Origin of the sequence: Cystobacter fuscus DSM 2262 (genome assembly GCF_000335475.2) — a bacterium.
GTDB lineage: Bacteria > Myxococcota > Myxococcia > Myxococcales > Myxococcaceae > Cystobacter > Cystobacter fuscus.
Window position 1 is genome coordinate 282370 of sequence record NZ_ANAH02000071.1, and the last position, 22751, is coordinate 305120.

At 68.8% G+C, this 22751-nt stretch carries 16 protein-coding genes; 8 read left to right on the plus strand and 8 right to left on the minus strand.

From position 1 onward, the window contains the following. Nucleotides 1-79: 79 nt before the first annotated feature. Nucleotides 80-919, minus strand: a complete 840-nt coding sequence (locus D187_RS46640; RefSeq protein ID WP_002627198.1) for a helix-turn-helix domain-containing protein — start codon at nucleotides 917-919, stop codon at nucleotides 80-82. Nucleotides 920-1080: 161 nt separating this feature from the next. Between D187_RS46640 and D187_RS46645 the strand changes: the two genes are divergently transcribed. Next, nucleotides 1081-2037, plus strand: a complete 957-nt coding sequence (locus D187_RS46645; protein WP_002627199.1) for an alpha/beta hydrolase family protein — start codon at nucleotides 1081-1083, stop codon at nucleotides 2035-2037. A gap of 58 nt (nucleotides 2038-2095) precedes the next feature. Here the strand turns inward: D187_RS46645 and D187_RS46650 are convergent, their stop codons facing one another. The 3 genes from D187_RS46650 to D187_RS46660 are packed head-to-tail and all read right to left on the minus strand — an operon-like array spanning nucleotide 2096 to nucleotide 4905. After that, nucleotides 2096-3178 carry a quinone-dependent dihydroorotate dehydrogenase gene (locus D187_RS46650; protein ID WP_002627200.1) on the minus strand — a complete coding sequence of 361 codons (1083 nt, stop codon included), beginning with the start codon at nucleotides 3176-3178 and terminating at the stop codon, nucleotides 2096-2098. Between the two features lie 5 nt (nucleotides 3179-3183). Then, nucleotides 3184-4179: an amidohydrolase family protein gene (locus tag D187_RS46655; RefSeq protein WP_002627201.1), complete on the minus strand. Its 996-nt coding sequence runs from the start codon at nucleotides 4177-4179 to the stop codon at nucleotides 3184-3186. A gap of 36 nt (nucleotides 4180-4215) precedes the next feature. Continuing rightward, nucleotides 4216-4905 (minus strand): Smr/MutS family protein, encoded by a 690-nt coding sequence (locus tag D187_RS46660; RefSeq protein WP_002627202.1) that lies wholly within the window; start codon nucleotides 4903-4905, stop codon nucleotides 4216-4218. A 100-nt stretch (nucleotides 4906-5005) separates the two neighbouring features. Here D187_RS46660 and D187_RS46665 point away from each other — a divergent pair, with 100 nt between their 5' ends. From D187_RS46665 to D187_RS46675, 3 genes are read left to right on the plus strand one after another with little or no spacing between them, the layout of a single operon-like run. Then, nucleotides 5006-10162 (plus strand): non-ribosomal peptide synthetase, encoded by a 5157-nt coding sequence (locus tag D187_RS46665; RefSeq protein WP_002627203.1) that lies wholly within the window; start codon nucleotides 5006-5008, stop codon nucleotides 10160-10162. Beyond that, nucleotides 10159-11163 (plus strand): condensation domain-containing protein, encoded by a 1005-nt coding sequence (locus D187_RS46670; protein WP_002627204.1) that lies wholly within the window; start codon nucleotides 10159-10161, stop codon nucleotides 11161-11163. Before D187_RS46665 ends, D187_RS46670 begins: the two co-directional genes overlap by 4 nt. Continuing rightward, nucleotides 11160-12350: a cytochrome P450 gene (locus D187_RS46675; protein WP_002627205.1), complete on the plus strand. Its 1191-nt coding sequence runs from the start codon at nucleotides 11160-11162 to the stop codon at nucleotides 12348-12350. The genes D187_RS46670 and D187_RS46675 overlap by 4 nt, the downstream gene beginning before the upstream one ends. 74 nt (nucleotides 12351-12424) lie before the next feature. Here the strand turns inward: D187_RS46675 and D187_RS46680 are convergent, their stop codons facing one another. Then, entirely contained in the window at nucleotides 12425-13381 is a 957-nt protein-coding gene (locus tag D187_RS46680; RefSeq protein WP_002627206.1) for a LysR family transcriptional regulator, read from the minus strand. Nucleotides 13382-13397: 16 nt separating this feature from the next. Between D187_RS46680 and D187_RS46685 the strand changes: the two genes are divergently transcribed. Together D187_RS46685 and D187_RS46690 are read left to right on the plus strand one after the other, a co-directional pair. Further along, nucleotides 13398-15656, plus strand: coding sequence for a S9 family peptidase (locus D187_RS46685; protein WP_002627207.1), 2259 nt, complete (start codon nucleotides 13398-13400; stop codon nucleotides 15654-15656). A 121-nt stretch (nucleotides 15657-15777) separates the two neighbouring features. Beyond that, the gene (locus tag D187_RS46690; protein ID WP_002627208.1) at nucleotides 15778-16308 is read left to right on the plus strand and encodes a DUF3060 domain-containing protein; all 531 of its coding nucleotides are present in this window, start codon (nucleotides 15778-15780) and stop codon (nucleotides 16306-16308) included. A gap of 111 nt (nucleotides 16309-16419) precedes the next feature. Here the strand turns inward: D187_RS46690 and D187_RS46695 are convergent, their stop codons facing one another. From D187_RS46695 to D187_RS46705, 3 genes are read right to left on the minus strand one after another with little or no spacing between them, the layout of a single operon-like run. After that, nucleotides 16420-17262, minus strand: coding sequence for a MetQ/NlpA family ABC transporter substrate-binding protein (locus tag D187_RS46695; protein ID WP_002627209.1), 843 nt, complete (start codon nucleotides 17260-17262; stop codon nucleotides 16420-16422). Nucleotides 17263-17282: 20 nt separating this feature from the next. Next, the gene (locus D187_RS46700) at nucleotides 17283-17963 is read right to left on the minus strand and encodes a methionine ABC transporter permease (RefSeq protein WP_002627210.1); all 681 of its coding nucleotides are present in this window, start codon (nucleotides 17961-17963) and stop codon (nucleotides 17283-17285) included. Beyond that, the gene (locus D187_RS46705; RefSeq protein ID WP_002627211.1) at nucleotides 17956-18954 is read right to left on the minus strand and encodes a methionine ABC transporter ATP-binding protein; all 999 of its coding nucleotides are present in this window, start codon (nucleotides 18952-18954) and stop codon (nucleotides 17956-17958) included. The genes D187_RS46700 and D187_RS46705 overlap by 8 nt, the downstream gene beginning before the upstream one ends. An 837-nt stretch (nucleotides 18955-19791) precedes the next feature. Here D187_RS46705 and D187_RS46710 point away from each other — a divergent pair. After that, on the plus strand, nucleotides 19792-21006 hold the full coding sequence (locus D187_RS46710) for a DcaP family trimeric outer membrane transporter (protein ID WP_081714121.1): 1215 nt from the start codon (nucleotides 19792-19794) through the stop codon (nucleotides 21004-21006). Nucleotides 21007-21264: 258 nt separating this feature from the next. Continuing rightward, nucleotides 21265-22710, plus strand: a complete 1446-nt coding sequence (locus tag D187_RS46715) for an ATP-binding protein (protein WP_002627215.1) — start codon at nucleotides 21265-21267, stop codon at nucleotides 22708-22710. Nucleotides 22711-22751: the final 41 nt, after the last annotated feature.

The following is a 22751-nucleotide window of genomic DNA, read 5'->3' on the forward strand; positions in this document are numbered from 1 at the left end:
CGCCCATGGCCCGTTCATCTGGCGCGGTACGACCAGCGTGCGGGCCGACGTGGCGCGCGCCGTCCGACGGCTGGAGTTCTCACGTCGGGCGCTGGAACTCGATCCCGAGTCGCTCCGTGGTGTCGTGGAGTTCGGCCTCCGCCTCGCCGGAGCCGCACCGAACGCCCCGATCGCCCGCCCGCTTCACGAAGGCGCCCGGTGTGAGCCCGACGAGTTCCCGGAAGTCGGCGATGAGGTGCGCCTGGTCGTAATAGCCCGCGTCCGCGGCGATGCGTCCCCAGTCCTTCGAGCTCGCCGCCATCCCCACGGCACGCCGCAGGCGAACGGCCCGCGCGAAATCCTTCGGCCCGATGCCGACGCTCTCCGTGAAGGCGCGGCGAAGATGCCGCGCCGTGACGCCAAGCCGCTCCGCCACGCTCTCCACCCGAACCTCGTCTCCTTCGAACAAGCGAACCGCGCGCCGAGCGAGCCGTGCCGATGCCGGGTCGTCTGTCTGGTGGGCACGAAGGGCGATCGCGTGAGAGAGTCGGTGGAACATCTCCGGCAGGCTTCGCGCCGCGAGGAGCTCGAGGCAGAGGTCTCTGCCCGAACGGCCCCAGACGTCTTCCAGAGGCACGATCTGGTCCGTCAGCGCGCTCGCGGGCACGCCCAGGAGCTGCGCCGACCAGCCTGGCTTGAACTGAAGCATGACCGCCCGCGTGACGCCGGTTGCGTTCTTGAACAGCGCCCGCGTTCGCGGGCCCGCGACGCACACATCCCCTTTCCGACCCTCCTCGAACACTCGAAAGACGAGGATCGTTCTTCCGTCGGGCAGCCGCTCGTGACTTGCGCGTCCAGCGGCTGGAGCGAGACCGCGAACGTCCTCGACGAAGCGGGAAATGGGGAAGCTCGAGGCGGCGAAGTCCATCGTGCGCGACATCCTCGTATCCTCGCGCGTCCACCGAGGCCGTTCAATCAGCGCGGAAGGAACGATGAAAATGTCCGGTCCTTCCAATTCACGGAGCGCGCCGCGCGGCATGGTTCGCGCTCTCGTCTCCGGGCGTTTTCACGGGGCCGAGCCCACGAAAGGAAATCAGAATCATGAGCGAACCGACTTCCGCGGCCAACACCCCCAGCGCACCCACGCCGGTCCTCTCGGTCAGCCCCGTCGTGCTGCCAGCTCCCGGCCGCGCCGTCGAGCTCCAGGTGCGAGTCTCCGCGCCCGTGACCGGAAGCGAACTGCCCATCCTCTTGCTCTCGCACGGCCACGGCCGCTCCAACCACCTCTCCTCATTGAACGGCTACGCCCCGCTCGCCAACTACTATGCGGCACGCGGCTTCGTCGTGATTCAGCCCACCCATCTCGACTCGAAGACGCTCACCCTCGACTCCAAGGACCCCGAGGCGCCTCTGTACTGGCGAGCACGGGCCCAGGACATGAAGCGCATCCTCGATCAACTCGACGTGATCGAGCGCGCCGTCGCTGGGCTCGCCGGGCGCTTGGATCGAAGCAAGGTGGCCGTCATCGGGCACTCGATGGGCGGGCACACCGCGAGCCTGCTGCTTGGCGCGCGGCACACGAATTCCCCCGACGGAACGGAAGTGAACTTCGCGGAGCCCCGGATCAAGGCGGGCGTGCTGCTCGCCGCGCCCGGCAGAGGCGACGCCCTCAGCAAGTTCGCGGCCGAGAACTACCCCTTCTTCTCGACCATCGACTTCTCCACGATGACGACGCCCGCGCTCGTGGTCGCCGGCGACAAGGACGACTCCGCCTACCTGACGGTCGCGGGTGCCGACTGGCACGCCGATCCCTACTTCCTCTCCCCAAGCCCCAAGTCCCTGCTCACCCTGTTCGACGCAGGGCACGGGCTGGGCGGAGTCTCGGGATATGACGTCGCCGAGACCACGGACGAGAACCCCGAGCGAGTGGCTGCCGTTCAGCTTCTCACCTGGGCCTACCTCCGCACCGCGCTCTACCCCGGAGACTCCGCCTGGCAGGAAGCGCGAAACGCGCTGACGGGCGTAGCCGGGCCGCTCGGACGGGTCGAGTCCAAATAAGCGCGGGAGGTCCATCCGTCGCGGACCAGCCAACCCGCGCCTCCCGCGGAGCAGGTGTTCAAGTCCGGGGGCGATGCTCGGCGCCAATGGCCTCGCGCACCGAGCCGAGGCCATCCCGGGCGAGCAGGGGGCCCAGCCCCGCGAGCAGCCGGCGCACCATGCCGGGCCCCTCGTAGATGAAGCCGGTGTACACCTGCACCACCGAGGCCCCGGCGCGCAGCTTCTCGTACACGTCCTCGGCGGTGAAGACGCCGCCCACGCCGATGATGGGCAGCGTGCCGCCGCTGCGCGCGTAGGCCCGGCGGATGACGGCGTTGGCGGCCTCGCGCACGGGGGCTCCGGACAGGCCCCCGGCTTCCTTGGCCACCGGGTGCTCGAAGGGCCGAGCAATCGTGGTGTTGGTGGCGATGAGGCCGGCGAGCCCGCAGGCGCGCGCCACGTCCACCACCTCGTCCACGGCCTCGGGCGTGAGGTCCGGGGCGATCTTCAGGAACAGGGGCTTGCCGGGCGCCACCTGGGCGAGTCGCGCCTGGACGGCCTGGAGCAGCGCGGTGAGGAGTTCGGGCTCCTGCAACTGGCGCAGTCCGGGCGTGTTGGGAGAGCTCGCGTTGACCACCACGTAGTCCCCGAGCGGGGCGAGCGCGTCGACGCACGCGACGTAGTCGTCCACCGCGCGCTCCAGGGGCGTGTCCTTGTTCTTGCCGATGTTCACGCCTACGGGAGCGGGCCGCCAGGTGCGCGCGCGCAAGAGCTCCGCGGCGGGTGGGGCGCCGTGGTTGTTGAAACCCATGCGGTTGATGAGGGCGCGGTGCTCGGGGAGGCGGAAGAGGCGTGGGCGGGGGTTGCCCGGCTGGGGCCGCGGAGTGAGGGTGCCCACCTCCACCGCGGAGAAGCCCAGCGCGAACAGGCCGTCCACGGCCTCCGCCTCCTTGTCGAGCCCCGCGGCGAGCGCCACCGGATGCTCGAAGGAGAGGCCCGCCAGGCGCACCGCGGCGTCGTAGGTGGCGGGGGCGAGCGCGCGGGCACGCAGGCGCCGGCACAGCCCCAGGAAGTGTCCGAGGACACGCAGCGCGGCCATGCCCAGGCGGTGGGCGCGCTCGGCGGACAGGAGGAAGAGCAGGGCGCGCAGCAGGGCGTACATGGGGCTCACGCGGGGATGAAGGAGGCCTGGCGCGCCCAGGCGAGCGTCTGATCCACCTGGGCGGGAGTGAGCAGGCCGTTCTTCTCGACGAGCTCCACCTCGCGCAGCATGTCCGTCTCCAGCAGGTAGGTGCCGTCGGTGTTGAGGGTGAACTTGACGCCCCGGTCCCAGAAGGTGGCCAGGATGTGCTTGAGCTCGGCGATGCCGTCCACGGCGCGGGTGTGCAGGTTGGAGGTGGGGCAGATCTCCAGCACCACGCCGCGCTCGCGCAGCATCTTCATGGCCGTCTCGTCGTAGGCGGCGCGGATGCCGTGGCCGATGCGGTGCGGCTTGAGCTTGTCCACCACCGCCATGACGCCCTCGGCGCCGGTGCCCTGCGTCTCACCGGTGTGCACGGTGCACTTGAGGCCCGCCTGGCGCGCGCGCTCGAACAGCTCCTCGTACTGCGTCACCACGTCGGGCTCCAGCTCCAGCGCGTTCTTCTCCGTGCCGGCCAGGTCGATGCCGTACACGCCACGGTTGCGGTACTTGATCGCCTTGTCCACGAGGATGCTGTTGAGCCGGTGATCGAACTCGCGCGCCAGGCAGAAGATGAGGCCCGCCTTCACGCCGTACTCGAGCATGGCCCGGTCCATGCCGCGCAGGGCCGCGTGGATGATGTGGTCCAGGTCGAGCTCGGAGTTGAGGTTGCGCTTCATGGGGTTGAAGCGCAGCTCGATCTGGGTGACGCGGCTGCCGCGGTACTCCTTGCCGATGATCTCGTACACGCAGCGCTCGACGGCCAGGGGCGAGCTCTGGAGCTTCTCCGTCCAGGTGTGGAGGATCTTCAGGTAGTCCTCGAGGCTGCCCACCTTGCCGGGACGGGAGGTGATGAGTTCGACGAACTCGAAGTAGTCCTTCACCGGGAGCTTGAAGCCCTGCTGGTGCGCGAGGGACCAGAGGACATGGGGAGCCACGGAACTGCCCAGGTGGATGTGGAGATCAATCAGATCGCGTGCCATGGCGGCATGTATGCACGGAGCCGCCCAGGCGTCCAGCTACCGGCGCAGCAGCACGTAGACCGCGCCCGCCCCGCCGTCCTGGGGCCGTGCGGTGGCGAACGCCAGCACCGTCTTGCCGATTCGCTTCTGGCCGAGCCAATCGCGCAGCCACTCCTTGAGCACCGGGATTTGATCCTGGGAGTTCAGCCCCCGGCCGTGGACGATGAGCACGCAGCGCTTGCGGGCGCGGTGGCTGTCGGTGAGGAAGCGGTCCACGGCCTCCTGGGCCTGGGCCCGGGTCTTGCCGTGTAGATCCAACTGGCCCTGGAGGACGAAGTCGCCGCGGCGCAGCGAGCGCATGAGCCGCACGTCGAGTCCCGGAGCGGCGCCCTCGATGAACTCGTTCGAGCCGGAGATGTCGAAGTCACCCTGGCCCGCCACCATCTCGGCCAGCTCGGCGAGCGCCTCGGCGTTCTCGTCGATGATCTCCGGGAGGCGGGGATTGGGCACGGGGGCCTCGCCCCGGTTGGTGAGCTGCTCCACGCCGTCCATGGCGGACAGGAAGAGGGAGGCGTCGTCCTCCTCGCGGGCGCGCGAGGCCTTGGTCGGCTTGGGGGGCGGGGGAGGGGCCTGGGGCTTCTTGGGAGGCTCGGCCTCGGCCTGCTTCTTCTTGAGGTCCGTGAGAGCCGACTTGAAGGGGTTGTTGAACGCCTCGTTCTTCTTCTTGGGAGGGCCTCGGTCGCTCATGGTCCCTCTGTAATGCGTCAGGTGGGGCCGCGGTTCAACCGGGTTTTTGCCCGATGCGTGGCCCCTTCGTTGATCTAGAGAGTCCTGACAGGAGACCTCTTTGCCTTCCACGCCCTCTTCCGCCCTGGTCACCGGAACAGAATACGAACGGTTGTTGTCGAGCCTCCGGTTGAAGAGCCCCTGGGCCCTCGAAGAGCCTCCCGGGACCGCTTCGGACGAAGGCGTGGATGGTGCGCGGATGGCCGCGCGCGTGCGCGACAGCAGGGTCGATCACGGACCGTGGTGGTCGGCACTGGACGTGATCGATCAACAAGCGCGACTGGGAGCCCAGCGCGTCGCGATCGCGGACGCGGCCGTCGAGGTGACCTACGCGCGGCTGCGTGAGCGCACCCGCGCCCTGGCCGGGCGCTTGCGCACCCGGGGGATCGGCCGTGGGGATGTGGTCGCGGTCGTCATGGACCGTGGACTGGCGTTCATCGAGACCGCGCTCGCTCTCTGGCGGATCGGTGCGGCCTATCTTCCGCTGGCTCCGGCGCACCCGGAGGCATGGCGCGGGGACGTCATCCGGAGGGCGGGCGCGGTGCTGGTGGTGGGTCCGTCGCGGGCCAGCGCCGTACCGGGTGTCCCCCACCTCTCGCTCGACGAAGAGCCCGGCGCCAGCGAGCCCGCGGACGAGGACTCCGTGGACGAGGCGGCGCTCTCCCCAGAGGATCTGGCGTACATCATCTGCACGTCCGGCTCGACCGGCGAGCCCAAGCTGGTGATGATCGAGCATGGGGGAGTCGCCAACCTGCTCCATGCCCAGCGTGACGTCCTGGGGGAGCTGGGGCCACGGACGAGGGTGTTGCAGTTCGCCCACCCGTCCTTCGACGCGGCCTTGTTCGACATCCTGATGGCCCTGGCCAACGGCGGCCGTCTGGAGCTCATCGACGACTCGCGACTCTCCGGGGAGCCGCTGGCCGACGTGCTGCTGACCCGCCGGATCACCCACGCGGTGCTGCCGGTGTCCGTGCTGCGCACGCTGCGGCCTGGCCGGTTCACCGACCTGGAGCTGGTGATCAGCACCGGGGACGTGTGTCTCCCGGAGACCGCCCGGCAATGGTCGCCGTTCCACCGCTTCGTCAATGGATACGGGCCGACGGAGGTGACCGTGGGAAGCACGCTGCACACCGTGGTGGGCGATCCGGACGGCGAGCGGGTGCCCATCGGCCAACCCCTCTCCAACTACCATGTCGTCCTCCTCGACGAGCGCCTGCGCCCGGTGGCCGACGGGGCCCCGGGGGAGATCTGCATCGGCGGGAGCGGGGTCGGGCGGGGGTATCTGGGGCAACCCGCCCGCACCGCCGAGGCATTTGTTCCCGATCCCTTCAGCCCGGTGCCGGGCAGCCGCCTGTACCGTAGCGGGGATGTTGGCAGGCGGCGGGCGGACGGCACGCTCGAGTTTCTCGGTCGGCGTGATGACCAGGTGAAGGTCCGCGGCGCGCGCATCGAGCTCGGCCAGGTCGAGTCCGCCCTGGTCGCGCTGCCGGACGTGCGCGACGCGGTGGCCGTCATCGAGGGGAAGGGTGAGCGGCTCCTGGGCTATGTGCTACCGGTCGCGGCGGGGGGGCTATCGGCCGAGGCGATGCGCGCCGAGCTGCGCCGCCGCCTGCCCGGCTATCTGGTGCCGGATGTGATCGTGCGGGTCGATGAATGGCCACTGACCACGAGCGGCAAGGTGGACCGGGCCCGGCTGCCCCGCCCACGACGGCCGGACGGGGGATACCAACCGCCGCGCACGCCCCTGGAAGAGGCCCTGGCGGGGATCGCGGCGGAGTTGCTCCGGATGGAGCGGATCGGGGTGTGGGACGATCTGTTCGACCTGGGCGGCCATTCCCTGTTCGCCACGCAGCTCGCCGCCCGGGTGCGGAGCGCGCTGGGGGTGCACCTCGAGCTGAGTGCCGTGCTCGGGGCTCCGACGGTCGCCGAACTCGCCGCACACCTCGAAGACCGGCGGGAAGGGGGGGGGCCGGGCCCGCGCGTGGCCGAACCTGGCACCGGTATCGTTCCGTCCCATGCCCAGCAGCGTGTGTGGTTGATGCACAAGCTCAACCCGGACGCGCGGGCCTACCACTCGCAGGCGGTGTTCCGGTTGGTGGGAGCCCTGGATCTCACCGCGTTGCACGCCAGCCTCACCGACATCGTGCGGCGCCACGACGTGCTGCGCTCGCGCTTCCCCGAGGTGGAGGGGGAACTGCGCTGTGAGCTGGAGCCGCCCTGGGACGTGGAGGTCCCGCTGCGCGATCTGAGTGGCGCGGACGAGGCCCAGCAGGCACACCTGGTCGGTGAGGCCGTGCGCGACGTGTTCCAGACGCCGTTCTCGCTCGCCGAGGGCAGGCCCTTCCGCTGGCTGCTGCTCCGGCTGGGCGCGGACGAACATGTCTTCGTGCATGTCGAGCACCACATCGTGCACGACGGCTGGTCCTTCAATGTCTTCGTCCGCGAGCTGATCGATGGCTACACCGACCACGTGCGCCACGGCCGGGTGCGGCGTGCGGACCCGCCGGTGCGGTACTACGACTACGCTCGGTGGCAGCGGGAGTGGTGTGGTGGCGCTGCCGCCACGGCGCAGCGCCGCTTCTGGCGCCAGGAATTGGAGGGCGCCGAGACCGTGCTCCAGCTCCCCCGCCGCGCCAGGCCCGCGTCGAAGACGTTCCGCGGAGCGGCGCCCCGGATGGAGATCGACGGAGAGCTCGCGCGCCGCCTTCAAGACCTGGCCGATCGGAACAAGACCTCGCTGTTCACCACGCTCCTCGCGGCGTTCTTCGTCCTGCTGCACAGGTACACCGGGTCACCCGACATCCTCGTTGGGTCCGGGGTCGCCAATCGGCGCTGGCAGGACTCCGAGAAGCTCCTGGGAATGTTCGTCAACACGGTCGTGCTGCGCGGCCGGCTTCACGGCAACCCCACGTTCGAGGAGTTCCTGGGGCGGGTCCGGCGGACCTCCCTGGCCGTCTATGACAACCAGGAGCTGCCGTACGGGATGATCTTCGCGGAGTCACCCGCGAGGCAAAACGACGGGCTCCACCCGCTGATCCAGGCCATGTTCAGCTTCCACGACGCACCGCTGGGCCCGCTCGGCGCCGCTCCGCTCGACGTCTCCGTCGTCGAGGGACTGAGCAATGGTTCGGCCAAGTTCGAGCTGGCCGTCGTCGCCGTCCCCCGTTATGCCGCGCCGGGGCATATCAGCCGGTTGCCCGGGAACGTCGTGCACATCCCCCGGTCCGATGCCCCCGTGCGTGCCAGCCCGCGCTCGTCCCTGCAAGGCATCATGCTCGCCTGGGAGTTCGACCGGGACCTCTTCGAGGACTTCTTCATCACCGGGATGCTGTCCGCGTACCAGCGGCTGTTGCACGCCATCACCGACGCTCCGCGCACCCCGGTGTCGGAGCTGTCCTTGATGGACGATGCGCAGCGGCGCGCGCTCGTCTCCAGGGGACCCAGGCGTGACGCACCGGCGCGAGGGTTGCCCGAGCTCGTCGAGCACTGGGCCGAACGCATGCCGGACGCCCCCGCGGTGGTGTCGGGTGACTCGCCGATGTCCTACCGCGAGCTCACGCATCGGGCGGGACGGCTGGCGCGTCATCTGCGTGGCCTCGGGATCGGTCGGGGGGACCTGGTGGCGGTGTGCGTCCCGCATTCGGCCGGGCTCGTCGTGGCCCAACTGGGTGTCCTCCAGTCGGGGGCGGCCTTCCTCCCGTTGGAGCCCAACCACCCTTCCTCCTACCGGGAGAGGATCCTCCTGGATGCCGGGGTACGGGCCGTGGTCACGACGGCGGAGCTGGCCGACCAGGTATCGGGTATCCCGGTCGTGCGGCTGGACGACGTCTCCGACGCGCCCGGGAGCCCGCTGCCCTCGGGAGATGCCCGCGAGCTCGCGTACGTCATCTACACGTCCGGTTCGACCGGCAAGCCCAAGGGCGTCATGGTCGAGCACGGCTCGGTCGTGGCCCGGCTTCACGGGTCGGACCTGATCGATCTGGCGCCGGGCAAGAGGATGCTCGCCCTGGCGTCGGCGTCCTTCGATGTGTCGGTGCTGGAGATCTGGGGACCGCTGGTGAACGGCGCGGCGATCCACTTCCTGCCACCCGGCTGGGACGTGCGAGGCCTGGGACAATGCATCACCGGCAACGCGATCACCCACGCCTTCCTCACACCCGCGGTGTTCAACCAGGTGGTGGCCGAGACCCCGGAGGTGCTCGACCACATGGACCGGGTCCTGGTCGGAGGCGACATCGTCTCCCCGGACGCGTTCCGCGCGCTGCGGAGCCGGGGCATCACGCGGGTGACGAACGCCTACGGCCCGACCGAGACCACCATTCTGGCCAGCGGACAGCGGCTCGAGGACTGGCACGACGTCGAGGGGACCAGTGTGCCGATTGGCCGAGCCCTGTCCAACGCCCAGCTCGTCGTGCTCGACGCGTTCTCGCAGGTGGTTCCGCCGGGTGTGGTCGGAGAGATCTGTATCGGCGGACCCATCGTCGCACATGGTTACCTGGGCATGCCGGGCCTCACGTCCGAACGGTTCGTGCCCAACCCGTTGGGCTCCCTCCCGGGCGAACGGCTGTACCGCAGCGGAGACCTGGGCCGGTGGCTCCCCGGCGGGGTGATCGAGTTCCTGGGTCGCCGCGATGACCAGGTGAAGATCCGGGGCTTCCGGGTGGAACTGGCCGAGGTGCGAGCTGGACTGGCCGCCCATCCCGGGGTGCTCGACGCCGTCGCCCTCACCGACCGGGTGGGGGACGAGCCGCGGCTCATCGGCTACGTCGTGGCCGCACCGGGGGCCGCACTGTCCGGTCAGGCGATACGCGAGGACATGGCACGCAGGGTGCCCGGACATCTCGTGCCTGGTGTCGTCATGGTCGTCGAGGCGTGGCCGTTGACCACCAGCGGCAAGCTCGACCGGTCCTGCCTGCCCACACCGCACGGGAGCGCGGACGCGCCTTTCCTGGCGCCGCGGAACGAAACGGAGACCCGGATCGCCGCGCTCGTCATCGAGTTGCTGAAGGTGGACCGGATTGGTGTCCATGACAGCCTGTTCGCGCTGGGCATGCATTCGTTGCAGGCCATGAAGCTCGCCGCGCGGCTGAGCAGGATGGCCGGTCGGGAGGTTGGACTCTCCACGATCTTCACCCGCCCGACCGTCGCGCAACTGGCCGACGTGCTCTCCACGTTGCCTCCCGCGCGGTCCACGATTCCCAGGTTGCCCCGCGCATGACGACCGTGTTCCCGATGTCCTTCGCCCAGCGGCGGTTGTGCTTCCTGCATGGGCTCGATCCCACGGGATTCGCCCACAGCTCGGCCCGTTGCTTCCAGGTGACGGGTCCGCTGGACGTCACCGCCCTGCGCGCGGCCGTGGACGTGCTGGTGGCCCGGCACGAACCACTGCGGACCGTCTTTCCGCTCGGTGCGAGCCAACACGTCACGGTTCTGGCCGCCGCCTGCGGGGTCGTGCTCGGACACCAGGCGGGCAGGGAGCGGGTGTTGCTCGGCCTGGCCGTGGCCAACCGCGAGCTGCCAGAGGTCGAGCGCGTGCTGGGCTTCTTCGTCAACACCGTCGCGTTGCGGATCGATCTGAGCGGGGACCCGGACTTCCGCGAGCTGCTCGGGAGAGTGGCCGACGCCACCGCCGCCTATGCGCACCAGGATCTGCCTTTCGAGCAGCTCGTGGCCGAGCTCGCCCCCCCGAGAGACCCCGTCCGTTCGCCCCTCGTGCAGGTCAACTTCGCCCATCACCCGGCGGGATCCATGGGGGTGATGGCACTGCACGGCTGCGCGGTGCGCGAACACCTGCTGGACTTCGCCACCGCCAAGTTCGAGCTCACCCTGCGTGTCGAGGAGAGCGTGGACGGAGCGAGCGTCGTCTGGGCCGAGTTCGATGAGCGCGTCTTCGACACCGGATTCATCGACGGCCTGTTGTCCTCCTATGAGGAGGTCCTGCGCACCGCCGCTCTCGAGGTGCCGGTGTCCCGCCTGCTGTCCGCTCGAGGCGCGACGGAACGGGTCCTCACCCGGATCTTCGCCGACGTGCTCGGCGTCGAGACGGTAGGCCCGCACGATGACTTCTTCCGTCTTGGCGGCCATTCCCTGCTGTTGGTCGATGTGGCGGTCCGGGTTCGCGCCGAACTCGGTCGTGACATTGGATTGCGCGACCTGTACCAGACCCCCACGGTGGTTGGAGCCGCCGCTCGCCTCGAGCGAGCTGGAGACACACGATGAGCGATTCCTATCCATTGCCCAAGGACTGGAGGTGCCCCCTGGATCCTCCGGCCGGATTCAAGCGTCTCCGGCAGGAGGCGCCGGTGTCTCGGATTCGGGTGTGGGATGGCAGCACGCCGTGGCTGATCACCGGCTACGCGCAAGCCCTCGACGCCCTGGCCAACCCGCGCTTGAGCATGGACTTCAGGCTGCCGGGCTTCCCACACATCTCACCCGCGTCGGCGACCCGGAGAGACCGGCTCCTGCCGTTCCCGTTCCGCTCCGATGAAGAGTACCGGGCCCAGCGGGCGATGCTCCTCCAGGAGTTCTCGCCGCGGCGGATGGACGCCCTGCGACCGATCATCCAGCGCACGGTCGACGAGACGATCGACGCGATGCTGGCCGGACCGAGGCCGGCTGATCTGATGGCGGCCTTCGCGCTTCCCGTGGCCAGTCTGGTCATCTGCGAGCTGCTCGGCGTCCCTCGCGAGGACTACGAGCACCTGCACGTCCTCAGCCGCACCATCGGATCCCGCACGGCGGGGAGGGAGGCGGTCGATCGCGCGCTGGACGAGATGGATGGCTACTTCCAACGTCTGGTGGACGCGAACAAGAGCGAGCCCGGTGACACGCTCATGGGCCGTGTCGTGGCCGAACAGGTGCTTCAGGGAAAGCTGAGCGAGCAGGACGCGGTCTCGATGTTTCAATTCCTCTTCTTCACCGGGCACGGCCCGTCCGCGTACATGTTCGGGATGGGCGTGGTGGCGCTGCTGCTCCATCCGGATCAGATCGGCGAGTTCCTCGCGGCGAAGGATCCCACCCAGGCCGTCCAGGAACTCCTGCGCTACGTCACCGTCTCACAGAACGCTCGGCAACGCGCCGCCACGGAGGAGCTCACCATCGGCGGCCAGCTCATTCGAGCCGGGGAGGGGGTCCTGGTCCAGCTCGACTCGGCCAACCGCGACGAGACGGTCTTCTCCGATCCGGACCGTCTGGATGTCAACCGCGCCCCGCACCGCAACCTCGCGCTCGGCCATGGCATCCACCTGTGCATGGGACGCGCGCTCGCCCTCATCGAACTCGAGGTGGTGTTCGGCACGCTGTTCCGGCGCGTCCCCACCTTGCGGCTGGCCGTGCCCCTCGAGGACATCCCCTTCAAGCAGGACGAGAACCTGCTCGGCGCGCACGAGGTGCCGGTCTCCTGGTAGCCAGCTCGACCTGGGGCGGCTCTGGGCGCCCCGGTCCACACCCGCGCCCGGGCCTTGAAGCATGATCGTTCACGTCACGAGTGACCCCGGCGCGCGACCGTTTCGTGGGCAACCGCGCGGAAGTGTGCCGCGGCGGGCGAGGGGTGCTGGCCTGGAAAGGCGATGGCCAGCTCCGCCCATCCCGAGGCGCCGCCCAACTCCCTGAAGACCACCCCCTTTGGCCGAAACTCCCTGGCCGACTTCGGGGCGAGGGTGATGCCGAGGCCCGCCGCGACCATGCCGATGACCGATGACCAGGAACCGGCTTCCAGGAGGATGCGGGGAGAGAAGCCCGCGTCGACGCACATGCGCGTGATCGTGTCGTGCAGGCCGGGCGCCGAGTTCCGAGGGAACAGGATGAAGGGCTCGCTCGCCAGTGACGACAGGGTGATGATCTTCTCGCGAGCCCGGGGATGCCGCGTGGGGAGCGCGAGCGTGAAACGTTCCCGGAGCAGCCGCTCGACACTCACGCCCTCGTAGCGGAAAGGGGCCCGCACGAGTGCCAGATCCAGCTCTCCCGCCTGGAGCGCGGCGCCGAGGTCCAGCCCCTCGCGATCGTCGAGACGAAGCGTCACCTCCGCAAACCGGGACCGGAACCGGAGCACGATGCCCGGCAGGAGCCCAAACGCCGAAGATGCGCCGACGCCTATCCGCAGGGTCCCGAGCTCTCCGCGGGCCGTCCGCTGGACATTGAGGAGCACGTCGGTGCGTCTGGCCAGAAGCTCCCGGGCGTCGTTCAGGAGGCGGCTTCCCGCGGAGGTCAGGGCCACGCGTCGGCTGGTCCGGGTGAGCAGTTCCACGCCGAGCTCGGCTTCCAGCTTGCGGATCTGCTGACTGAACGGTGGCTGGGCCATGCCCACCCGAGTGGCGGCCCGGCCGAAGTGCAGTTCCTCCGCCACGGCGACGAAAAGCTGGAGCTGGCGAAATTCCATATCCAGACGATATCCGTCTTGATCCGCCTCGAAAGATATATTGGTGGTATTCGAGCCCACTGCCTACCCTTCACGGATGCGATGTCTCCTCGTCTCCGTCGGCATGCTGATCACGACCCTCGCCGGCTCGCCCGCTCCCGCCGTTCAGCCAGACCCGCGATTGGAACTCTCCGAGCGCTACCTCCGGCTCCCGGAACTCATTCGTGACAGCTTGAGCCCGCCGCGATGGCTGCGTGATGGAGAGCGGTTGGTCTTCTGGTCAGCGGTGGGGAAGGACAGCGGAACCTGGGTGCTCGTCAACGCCCGGACGGGGGCGATGAAGCCGCTGCTGTCCGGCGCCGAGTTGCGGACCCAGCTCTCACGGTGGGTGGGCAGGGCCATTCAACCTCCGCCGCAGATGGACTTCGTCATCGCGCCGGATCAACGGGGCATCCTCTTCCTTTTCGAAGGACAGCCCTTCCAGCTGGGTCTATCCAATGGCCGAGTCACGGCGCTCGCCCCGGGCGACCGGGCCGCCCTGGCGCTGTCCCCAGACAACGTCTTCTCTCCCGAAGGGCGAGCCGTCGCGGTGCAACACGAGGGGGGCTTCCTGGTGCAGGGGGAAGATGGACGCACGTGCGTCGAGCGCGGCGGTGAGGAAAACCACGGCTGGTGGATTCCCGACCGGGCCTGGTCTCCCGATGGCCGCTTCCTGATGGTCAGGCGTGACGATCTGCGCGGCGTCCACAAGATTCCCATCGTGGACTATACGAGTGCGCTCGAGCGCGTGACCCTGGTTCCCTACGTCAAGACGGGGACGCCGCTGGCACGGTCGGAATTCCATATCGTCGAGCCTTCGAGTGGCCGCGTGACACGCATCGCGCCGCCCGAGGGAGAAACCTATGGTTGGTTCGCCGGCTGGCGTCCCGATGGTGGCGAGGCGCTGCTGCTCCATCTCTCCCGTGATGGCAAGCGGCTGGAACTCTCGGCGGTGGATCCGGTCTCCGGCGAGAGCCGGAGGGTGCTGCGCGAGGAGCGGCCCGAGAGCTTCGTGGGGGGGCTGGACTTCGCCCTGGAAGGCTGGGCGCGGCAGGTCACGCCACTGCCGGACAACACCGGCTTCCTCTGGATGTCCGAGCGCGACGGATGGCGGCATGTCTATTTGTATGACTATGAAGGCAAGCTCGTGCGTCAGGTGACCCGGGGCACCTTCCCGGTTCATCAGGTGGCCGCCGTCGCGCCCAGGGGCGATGCGGTCTTCCTGCTGGCCTCCGCCGACCGTGCCGCGCCCTACGAGCACCTGCTCTACCGGGGAAGCCTGAAGGGCGGCGCGCTGAAGCGGCTGTCCTCGGGCTCCGGCATGCACAGCCTCTCCTTCTCCTCGTCGGGCGGATATTACGTCGACGCCTGGTCCTCGCGGACGCAGCCCCGGCTGCGGGAGGTGGCGTCCACGGACGGTGGGACCCGCTTTCGCCTCACGATCGCCGATGCGAGCGCCCTCGCGGAACTGGGCTACACGCCTCCGGAGGCGCTCACCGTCCTGGCCGCCGATGGCGTCACGCCATTGCACGGGGTGCTCTACAAGCCGCGCGACTTCGATCCCACCAGTCGCTATCCGGTCCTCACCTATATCTATGCCGGACCCTTCACCACGCTCGTGCCCTGGAACTTCGTCGGCAACGCCATGTCGCTCCAGGCCAACGCCCTGGCACAGGGGGGCTTCATCGTCATGCTGCTCGATCCCCGGGGCACGCCGGGCCGGAGCAAGGCGTTTCAGGATGTGACTCATGGCCGGGTCGGTCAGACGGAGATTCCCGACCATGTCGCCGGCCTGAAACAGACCGCTTCCACCCGTCCCTGGATGGACCTGACCCGTGTTGGAATCGTCGGCCACTCGTGGGGCGGCTACTTCGCCCTGCGCGGCATGCTGACGGCACCGGAGGTCTTCAAGGCGGGCTACGCGGGAGCGCCGGGCGCGCTGGAGGAGGAGGCGATCATCAACGAGCCCTATCTCGGCCTTCCGAGCGAGAATCCCGCCGGCTATCAGGCGGGCTCCAACCTCGCCCTGGCCGGCAACCTCCAGGGGCCGCTCAAGATGATGCATGGCACCAGCGACGTGAATGCGTCCCTGTCCACGACCCTGCGCATGGCGGACGCGCTGATCCGCGCGGACAAGCACTTCGAGTTGCTCCTGATGCCGGGACAGCCTCACACCCCAGAGCCGCCCGCGGCTCGCTACTACTTCGACGACATCCAGACGTTCTTCGCCCGGACCCTGGGCGCCGGTCCCCAGCAGGCGCGGCGCGAGGAGCATGAGGCCGGCGATGATTCCCGAGAAATCAGGTCCACGAGGTGAGCTTCCACGAACGCGACGGAGCCTTGCTCTTTGGCAACGCCGCGTGTTGAGTGCGCCGCCAGCGGAGGCCCTCCCCGGCCTTCGTGCATGGTCCCAGGACATCGTCACAGGGAGGGGTGCAATGTCGAAGTTCGTTCGCGGAATGGTTCTGTCGGGTGTGGTCGCGAGTCTCCTGCTGGCTCCGGCCATGGGCGCGGCGCAGGGTCGTACGTCCGTGAAGGTGGGCAAGGACGGCAATGTGGAGGTGAAGACGGGCAACACGGAGGTGAAGACCGGTGGCGCCGGGACGAGCGTCCGCACGGGTGACACCGAGGTGGAGACGCAGGGCGGCGAGGAGGGCGAGAGTGCCCGGGCCGAGAAGCAGTCGGACGACGCGCGGATCGAGATCTCGGGCGTGGGCGCCAAGGAGACGCACCGCTGCTCGTCGAAGACCGAGGTGGACATCAGCGGCAGCGACAACGAGGTCACGCTGACGGGGGATTGCAAGCGCGTGAGCGTGAGCGGTGCCGGCAACACGGTGAAGGTGGAGGCCGTCGGCGCCATCGACGTGACGGGCGCCAACAACACCGTCACCTGGAAGAAGGCCCTGGGCGCCAAGAAGCCCAAGGTGAGCCGCGATGGCGCCAACAACAAGGTGACGCAGGCGCCTTGAGGTAGCGGAACGAGCACACGGGAGGCGCGTATCGCCTCCCGTCCTCGGCAAGACGGGCAGCCGGAGTGAGCAGCCCGCCGACGTCTGACTTCAGGCGAGCCGGGGGACCTGTCAGAAAGCCGGAATCACCGCGCCGCCGTAGGTGGACTCGATGTAGCGGCGCACCTCGGTGGACTGGAGCGCCTTCAGCAGCGTCTTGATCTCGGGCCGTCCTTCGTCGCCCTTTCGCACGACCAGGATGTTCGCGTAGGGGTTGCCCTGAGCGGACTCCTGGGCCAGCGTCTTCGCGTCCAGCTGGAGGTTCTTCTTGGCCTCGAGGAAGTAGTTGCCGTTGATGATGGCGGCATCCACGTCCTGGAGGGTGCGCGGCTGCTGCTCGGCATCAATCTCCCGCAGGTCCAGCTTCTTCGGGTTGCCCACCACGTCCTTCAGGGTCCCGCTGGCTCCCACGCCTTCGCGGAGCTGGAGCAATCCCTGCTGCTCCAGCAGGCGGAGGGCCCGGCCCCCGTTGGTGGGATCGGCCGGGATGGTCACCTTCGCTCCCTCGGGCAGGGCGGCGATGGCCGTGTGCTTCGTCGAATAGACGCCCAGGGGCTCCAGATGCACCGCGCCCACGCTGGCCAGCGAGAGCTGGCGGTCGGCGCTGAACCGCTCGAGATACGGCACGTGCTGGAAGTAGTTCGCGTCCAGCTGTTTGTCCGCCAGCGCGATGTTCGGCTGGACGTAGTCGGTGAATTCGATCACCTCGATGCGAACGCCGTCACGTTCGGCCAGCGGGGCAGCCACGCGCAGGATTTCACCATGCGGCACGGGGTTGACGCCGACCTTCAACGTGCGGACGGCACCGGGCTGCTGCTGCTGCTCGGCGGGCGCGTCGGACTTCTTGTTGCAGCCCGCCACCGCCAGCACGGAGAGCAGCGATGAGGTGAACAGGACCTTGGACAAGTGCTTCATGGTTGGGACCTCCAGGGGAATCAATCGAGGGAACGCGCGGGACGCGAGGTGGTGCGATCGAACCGGGCCGCCAGTCCGTCCCCGATCCACTGGACGAACTGAACCAACACCAGCAGCACCACGAGACATCCCAACATGACGTCGGTGCGAAAGCGCATGTAGCCATACTTCACGGCGAGGTCGCCCAGGCCTCCTCCACCCACGGCGCCCGCCATGGCGCTGTAGCCCAGCAGGCTGATGATCATCAGCGCGGTGCCCCGGATGAGCGAGGGCAGCGCCTCGGGGATGAGCACGCGGAGGATGACCTGGCGGTGGGTGGAGCCCATGGCGACGGCGGCCTCCACCAGTCCGGCATCCACCTCCCGCAGGCTCTGCTCCACCACTCGGCCCATGAAGGGGATGGCCGCCACCACCAGTGGCACGATGGCGGCGGTGGTTCCAATCGTGGTGCCCACCAGCAGGCGGGTCAGCGGGACGATGGCCACCATGAGGATGATGAAGGGCACGGAGCGCCCCACGTTGACGAGCGTCCCCAGCACCCGGTGGAGCAGGGGTCGTTCCCACAGTCCGCCCCGGTCGGCGATCGCCAGCAGCACGCCCAGGGGCAGCCCCATCAGGAACACCAGCACCGCGGCCACCGACGTCATGTAGAGCGTCTCGAGGGTGGCCTTCCACAGCGAAACCAACAGCTCGCTAGACATGGGCCCGCTCCTCCAGCGTCAGGCCCTGCTCGCGCAGGAAGGCCATCGCCTGTTTGACCGCCTCCGGCTCGCCCGTGAGTTCGAAGAGCAAACGCCCCACCGGAGCCCCGGCCACGCGATCCAACGAGCCCTCCATCAGATTGGCGTCCACTTCGAAGCGGCGCGCCATGGTGGTGAGGACGGGCTGGCTGGCCTTCTCGCCCACGAAGGTCAGCTCCACCAACCGTCGTCCGGGATGGACCGGCCAGTCACGCGACGCGAACGGCGCGTAGAACAGCTCATGCAACCGCGAGCCCGGACGCGTCACCAGATCGATGACCTTTCCCTGCTCCACCAGCCGCCCCCGCTCCAACACCGCCACCGAATCGCAGATGTCCTTCACCACGTCCATCTGGTGGGTGATGAGCAGGATGGTCAGTCCGAGCTGGCGGTTGATGTCGCGCAGCAGCCCGAGCACCGAGCGTGTCGTCTCCGGATCCAGGGCGGAGGTGGCCTCGTCGGAGAGCAGTATCTTCGGCCGTGGAGCGAGTGCCCGGGCAATTCCCACCCGTTGCTTCTGGCCGCCGGAAAGCTGGGCAGGGTAGGCGTGGGCCCGGTCCGACAGCCCCACCAGTTGCAGCAGTTCCGCCACCCGCTCCTGGATGCGGGGGCGCGGCCAGCCGGCCACCTCCAGCGGATAGGCGACGTTGCCCGCCACCGTCTGCGAGGAGAAGAGGTTGAAGTGCTGGAAGATCATCCCGATGCCCTGTCGGGCCTGGCGGAGCTCATGCGGCTCGAGGGCCAGCATGTCCCGGCCCTCCACCCGCACCTCGCCCGACGTGGGACGCTCCAGGAGGTTGACGCAGCGGATGAGGGTGCTCTTGCCCGCGCCGCTCTGTCCCAGCACTCCGAACACCTCGCCAGGAGCGACCCGCAGGGAGACACCTTGCAGGGCGGCCACCTCGCGGCCCTCCTGCCTGTACACCTTGCTCACCTCTCGCAGCTCAATCACGCATCACTGCCACTCCGGCTCCCTCCATGAAGGAGGCCCGCACCACGCGAGGCCTCGGAGTGTCTCGGCGCAGGGGGGAGCCGGGGGAAGCGCTGCGCGTTGGGAATGGCGGAAATAGGGGGAAGGGGAGGGGATTGCAACGTGGAGGGGGGAAGAGGACCTCGGTGGAAACGAAAACGCCCCGGTCCGTTGTCGGGAACCGGGGCGGCGCAGAAGACGTCAGGCCTCTGGGCTGACGTTGCTTCTAGGCATGAAACGCGCGCGCACAAGCTCCCTCTTCACCCGGGCGACAGGTGATGGGACAGCGACAACATCGCTGGAGGGAGGCGTACACGTGCGGAGTGCTACGACGTGCGACGCGCGGTGTCAAGCCATGCCTGCGCCGATTCGACGTATTCGAAGCCCTTGGCGGTGATCGAGGCGCCCGCGGACCGGCTCCAGGATGTGCTGAGCGGTCCTCTCGCCGACGGCGGCGCGGTCGTGGACTCGGGTCAACGGGTGGCGCATGGGCCCGTGGAAGCGCTCATTGGTGCGCCGCGCCATCCTGCTCGCGGACGCGGGTCGAGAGCCGCCGCGAGGCCAAGGTCTTGAGTTGGAGATGAGCGCGACAAGCCGTCCGGCATTCGGCCTAGTCGAGTCCCGTCCATGGTGTGGATTGACTCGGTTTGCCGCGACCTCAATGCCTTGTCTCCCAACGCCTTCAGCAGCTTCAGCACTTCAATCGAGCGCGAGGTGACGTGATGACAGGTGAGGTGAAGGCAGGAGCCGTGCTATGCCCTCGCGTCGGCTGCTTCGGGTGGGGTCCTTCACCCCACTCATATACTGGGAACTCAAAGCATGATTGGTTCGAAGCGCTTCGCAACGATGCTCGCCGTACTGACCTCGACCCTCCCGCTCGCCGCCGCCGCGGAGGACGCCGCCGCCGCCCTGCCCCCGGGGACGTTCCAGATTCCCGGCACCGACACGACCGTGAAGGTGTTCGGGTTCGCGGAGGTGGATGCGACCTATGACTTCGACGGCCGCACCACCGACATCAACAACTTCGACTGGGCGAGCTTCGTCGCCGTGCAGCCGTTCGACAACCTCGGCGTCGAGGAGCCGAGGCGGCGGCAGGCGTTCATCACCGCCCGGGCCTCGCGTCTCGGTATCATGAGCAACACCCCCACGCCGCTCGGTCCCCTCACCGTGCTGCTGGAGGCTGACTTCAACGCGCCGAACACGTTCCAGGGCGAGCTGGCGACGAACAGCACCGCGTTCCGTCTGCGCCACGCGTATGGACAGCTCGGCGGTCTGCTCATCGGCCAGAGCTGGTCCACCTTCTTCGACGGGGAGTCGACGCCCGACACGGTGGACTTCAACCCCGCCGCCGCGCTCGCCCTCATGCGTCAGGCGGTGGCCCGCTACACGTTCACCTTCAGCCCCGAGGCTTCTCTCGCCCTCGCGATCGAGAATCCGCAGAGCATCACCTTCTCCTCGGACTATGACGCGGTGCCCGACTTCATCGGCGCCTTCCGCTACGGTGGGAAGTGGGGCCATCTGTCGGCCCGTGCGGTGACGCATGAGTTCCGCACCATCGAGCACAGCCAGCGCGCCTACGGTGTGGGCCTCTCGGGTAGCCTCAAGTTCGCCAATGAGACGCTCGTCGCCGCCGTGCAGGGCGGTGATGGCATCGGCCGCTACATGTTCAACTCGCTCCTCCAGGGCGCGTTCGATACGGGCGACCAGATCGAGCTGTGGCGGTCCTACGCGTACCACATCGGCCTCACCCACGCCTGGAGCCCCGCGGTCCGCTCGAACGTCATCTGGACCCAGACGTTCTTCGCCGAGAACGATCGGCTCGAGACCGCGCAGCGGGCGTTCTCCGAGGGCTCCGGAACCACCGACTTCATCCCGAACAAGCGGATCGACCAGCTGTTCGTGAATACGTTCTGGAAGATCACGAAGAACACCGAAGTGGGTCTCGAGTACACCTACGGCAAGCGCACGACGTTCGGACCGGAGAAGGGCACGCAGCACCGCGCCAACGTCCTGGCCCGCTTCAGCCTCTACTGAGAGGCTTCGGGAAGTCCTCCGAAGGAAGGTGGGAGGAGCACCCCGGCGAGTCCGGCCGGGGGATCCTCCTTGTAGAAACGCTCCGGCATGGTGCGCCCGGGCCTCGCTCGCATGAGGTGCGCGGCGGGGGTCTGGGCCACCGGACCCTGGGCGGTCCCCGGTAGCGGGAAGAGACTCGCGGCCCGAGGTGTTCTTCCTGGTCCGGTTGCCTCGCGGCGGCTCATGCGCCCGCGGGAGCCCGGTGCTGGGAGCGTGGTGATGAATCAGGCCCGGAATGGCCGTTCGGAGTGGTTCGAGTTGTCGGAGGAAGGCTGGCGGCGCTCCAACCGCGCCCGGCCGCTCGGTCAGCTCGTGCGTGAGGCCCTGCAGAACGCGTTCGACCAGCGCGCCAGCCGGGTGAAGGTGCGCCTGGAGGAGGACGAGGTCCGCATCGAGGACGACGCCCCCGCGGGCCTGGCACGCGACGAGTTCGCCTTCACCGTCTTCCTCGGGGAGAAGGACACGCCTCCCACGTGGCGGGGGCGCAAGGGCCGGGGCCTGAAGGAGATGATCGCCGCGAGCGACCGCGCCGAGGTGGAGACGGTGGGGCGCACGCTCGTCTTCGACAACACCGGGCGCCACGTGAAGCCCAACACGCGCGAGGTGGGCACCTGTCTGCGGCTCTTCCGCCGCACGAGCGCGAGCGAGCGCGAGGCCGCCGTCCAACTGCTGCGCCTCACCATTCCCCCGCCCGGCGTCGAGCTGGTCATCAACGGCCGCACGGTCCGGCCGCCGCGCGTGAAGGACTCGCTGGAGGACTGCCCGCTGGAGACGGTGGAGCTGCACCGGGGCGTGGAGCGGTATGTCGAGAGGCCCACCCGGGTGGACCTCTACCACCCGCGCCCTGGGGAGACGCCGCACCTCTTCGAGCTGGGACTGCCGGTGGAGCCGCACCACCTGCCCTGGCACGTGGACGTGCAGCAGCGCATTCCACTGGCGGCCGAGCGCGACGCGGCGAGGGACGCCTACAAGCGCACGCTGGCGGCCATCCTCCTCGAGTCGCTGGCGCCCGAGCTCAGCCGCCAGGAGCTGTCGGGGGCGTGGGTGACGGAGGTGCTCGCGCACTTCACGCTCGGCCCGGAGGCGCTCGAGGCCTACGTGGCGAAGGTGTTGCCCGCGCGGGCGGTGCTGTCGGTGGGTCCCCGGATGGATGACCGGGCGCGCCAGCTCGGCGCGAAGGTGGTGGACCTGCGGGGAATGCCGCTGCCGGCGGTGGAGCAACTCGAGACGCTGGTGGAGTCCGCGGAAGCGTACGTGGAGCGGATGGAGGGCCCGCCACGCGACGTGCGGGTGAACCCCGGGGCGCGGGCCGAGCGCTTCGTGGGGCTGGTGCGTTGTCTCTCTCTCGAACTCACCGGGCGCGAGGCGGGCGTGGAGTTCTTCGAGCGCAAGGTGCGCGACCCGAGCGCCCAGGTGGATGCGGAGTACGACCGCGAGCGCCACCTGCTGCGGGTGAACGTGCGGGGGCAGGTGCGATTGGACGATCCGCTGGAGCCTCGCACGCTCGGCATCATCCTGCATGAGCTGGCGCACGATCAGGGCGACGAGCACGACTTTGCTTTCATCGATCGGCTGGAGGGCTTCGCGGGCAAGGCGTTGCGGTGCCTGGTGGATCAACCCGATCTCCTGGCTCCCTACGCGAGCCCGAAGAAGCGGACGGGATAGCTCAAGACAGGGATGAGCGTGTGTTGTCTTTGTCTTCCTGC

Coding starts and splice junctions, on each gene's coding strand:
- D187_RS46640 (WP_002627198.1), bottom strand. CDS start 919: ATGTCGCGCACGATGGACTTCGCCGCCTCGAGCTTCCCCATTTCCCGC.
- D187_RS46645 (WP_002627199.1), top strand. CDS start 1,081: ATGAGCGAACCGACTTCCGCGGCCAACACCCCCAGCGCACCCACGCCG.
- D187_RS46650 (WP_002627200.1), bottom strand. CDS start 3,178: ATGTACGCCCTGCTGCGCGCCCTGCTCTTCCTCCTGTCCGCCGAGCGC.
- D187_RS46655 (WP_002627201.1), bottom strand. CDS start 4,179: ATGGCACGCGATCTGATTGATCTCCACATCCACCTGGGCAGTTCCGTG.
- D187_RS46660 (WP_002627202.1), bottom strand. CDS start 4,905: ATGAGCGACCGAGGCCCTCCCAAGAAGAAGAACGAGGCGTTCAACAAC.
- D187_RS46670 (WP_002627204.1), top strand. CDS start 10,159: ATGACGACCGTGTTCCCGATGTCCTTCGCCCAGCGGCGGTTGTGCTTC.
- D187_RS46675 (WP_002627205.1), top strand. CDS start 11,160: ATGAGCGATTCCTATCCATTGCCCAAGGACTGGAGGTGCCCCCTGGAT.
- D187_RS46685 (WP_002627207.1), top strand. CDS start 13,398: ATGCGATGTCTCCTCGTCTCCGTCGGCATGCTGATCACGACCCTCGCC.
- D187_RS46690 (WP_002627208.1), top strand. CDS start 15,778: ATGTCGAAGTTCGTTCGCGGAATGGTTCTGTCGGGTGTGGTCGCGAGT.
- D187_RS46695 (WP_002627209.1), bottom strand. CDS start 17,262: ATGAAGCACTTGTCCAAGGTCCTGTTCACCTCATCGCTGCTCTCCGTG.
- D187_RS46700 (WP_002627210.1), bottom strand. CDS start 17,963: ATGTCTAGCGAGCTGTTGGTTTCGCTGTGGAAGGCCACCCTCGAGACG.
- D187_RS46710 (WP_081714121.1), top strand. CDS start 19,792: ATGATTGGTTCGAAGCGCTTCGCAACGATGCTCGCCGTACTGACCTCG.
- D187_RS46715 (WP_002627215.1), top strand. CDS start 21,265: ATGAATCAGGCCCGGAATGGCCGTTCGGAGTGGTTCGAGTTGTCGGAG.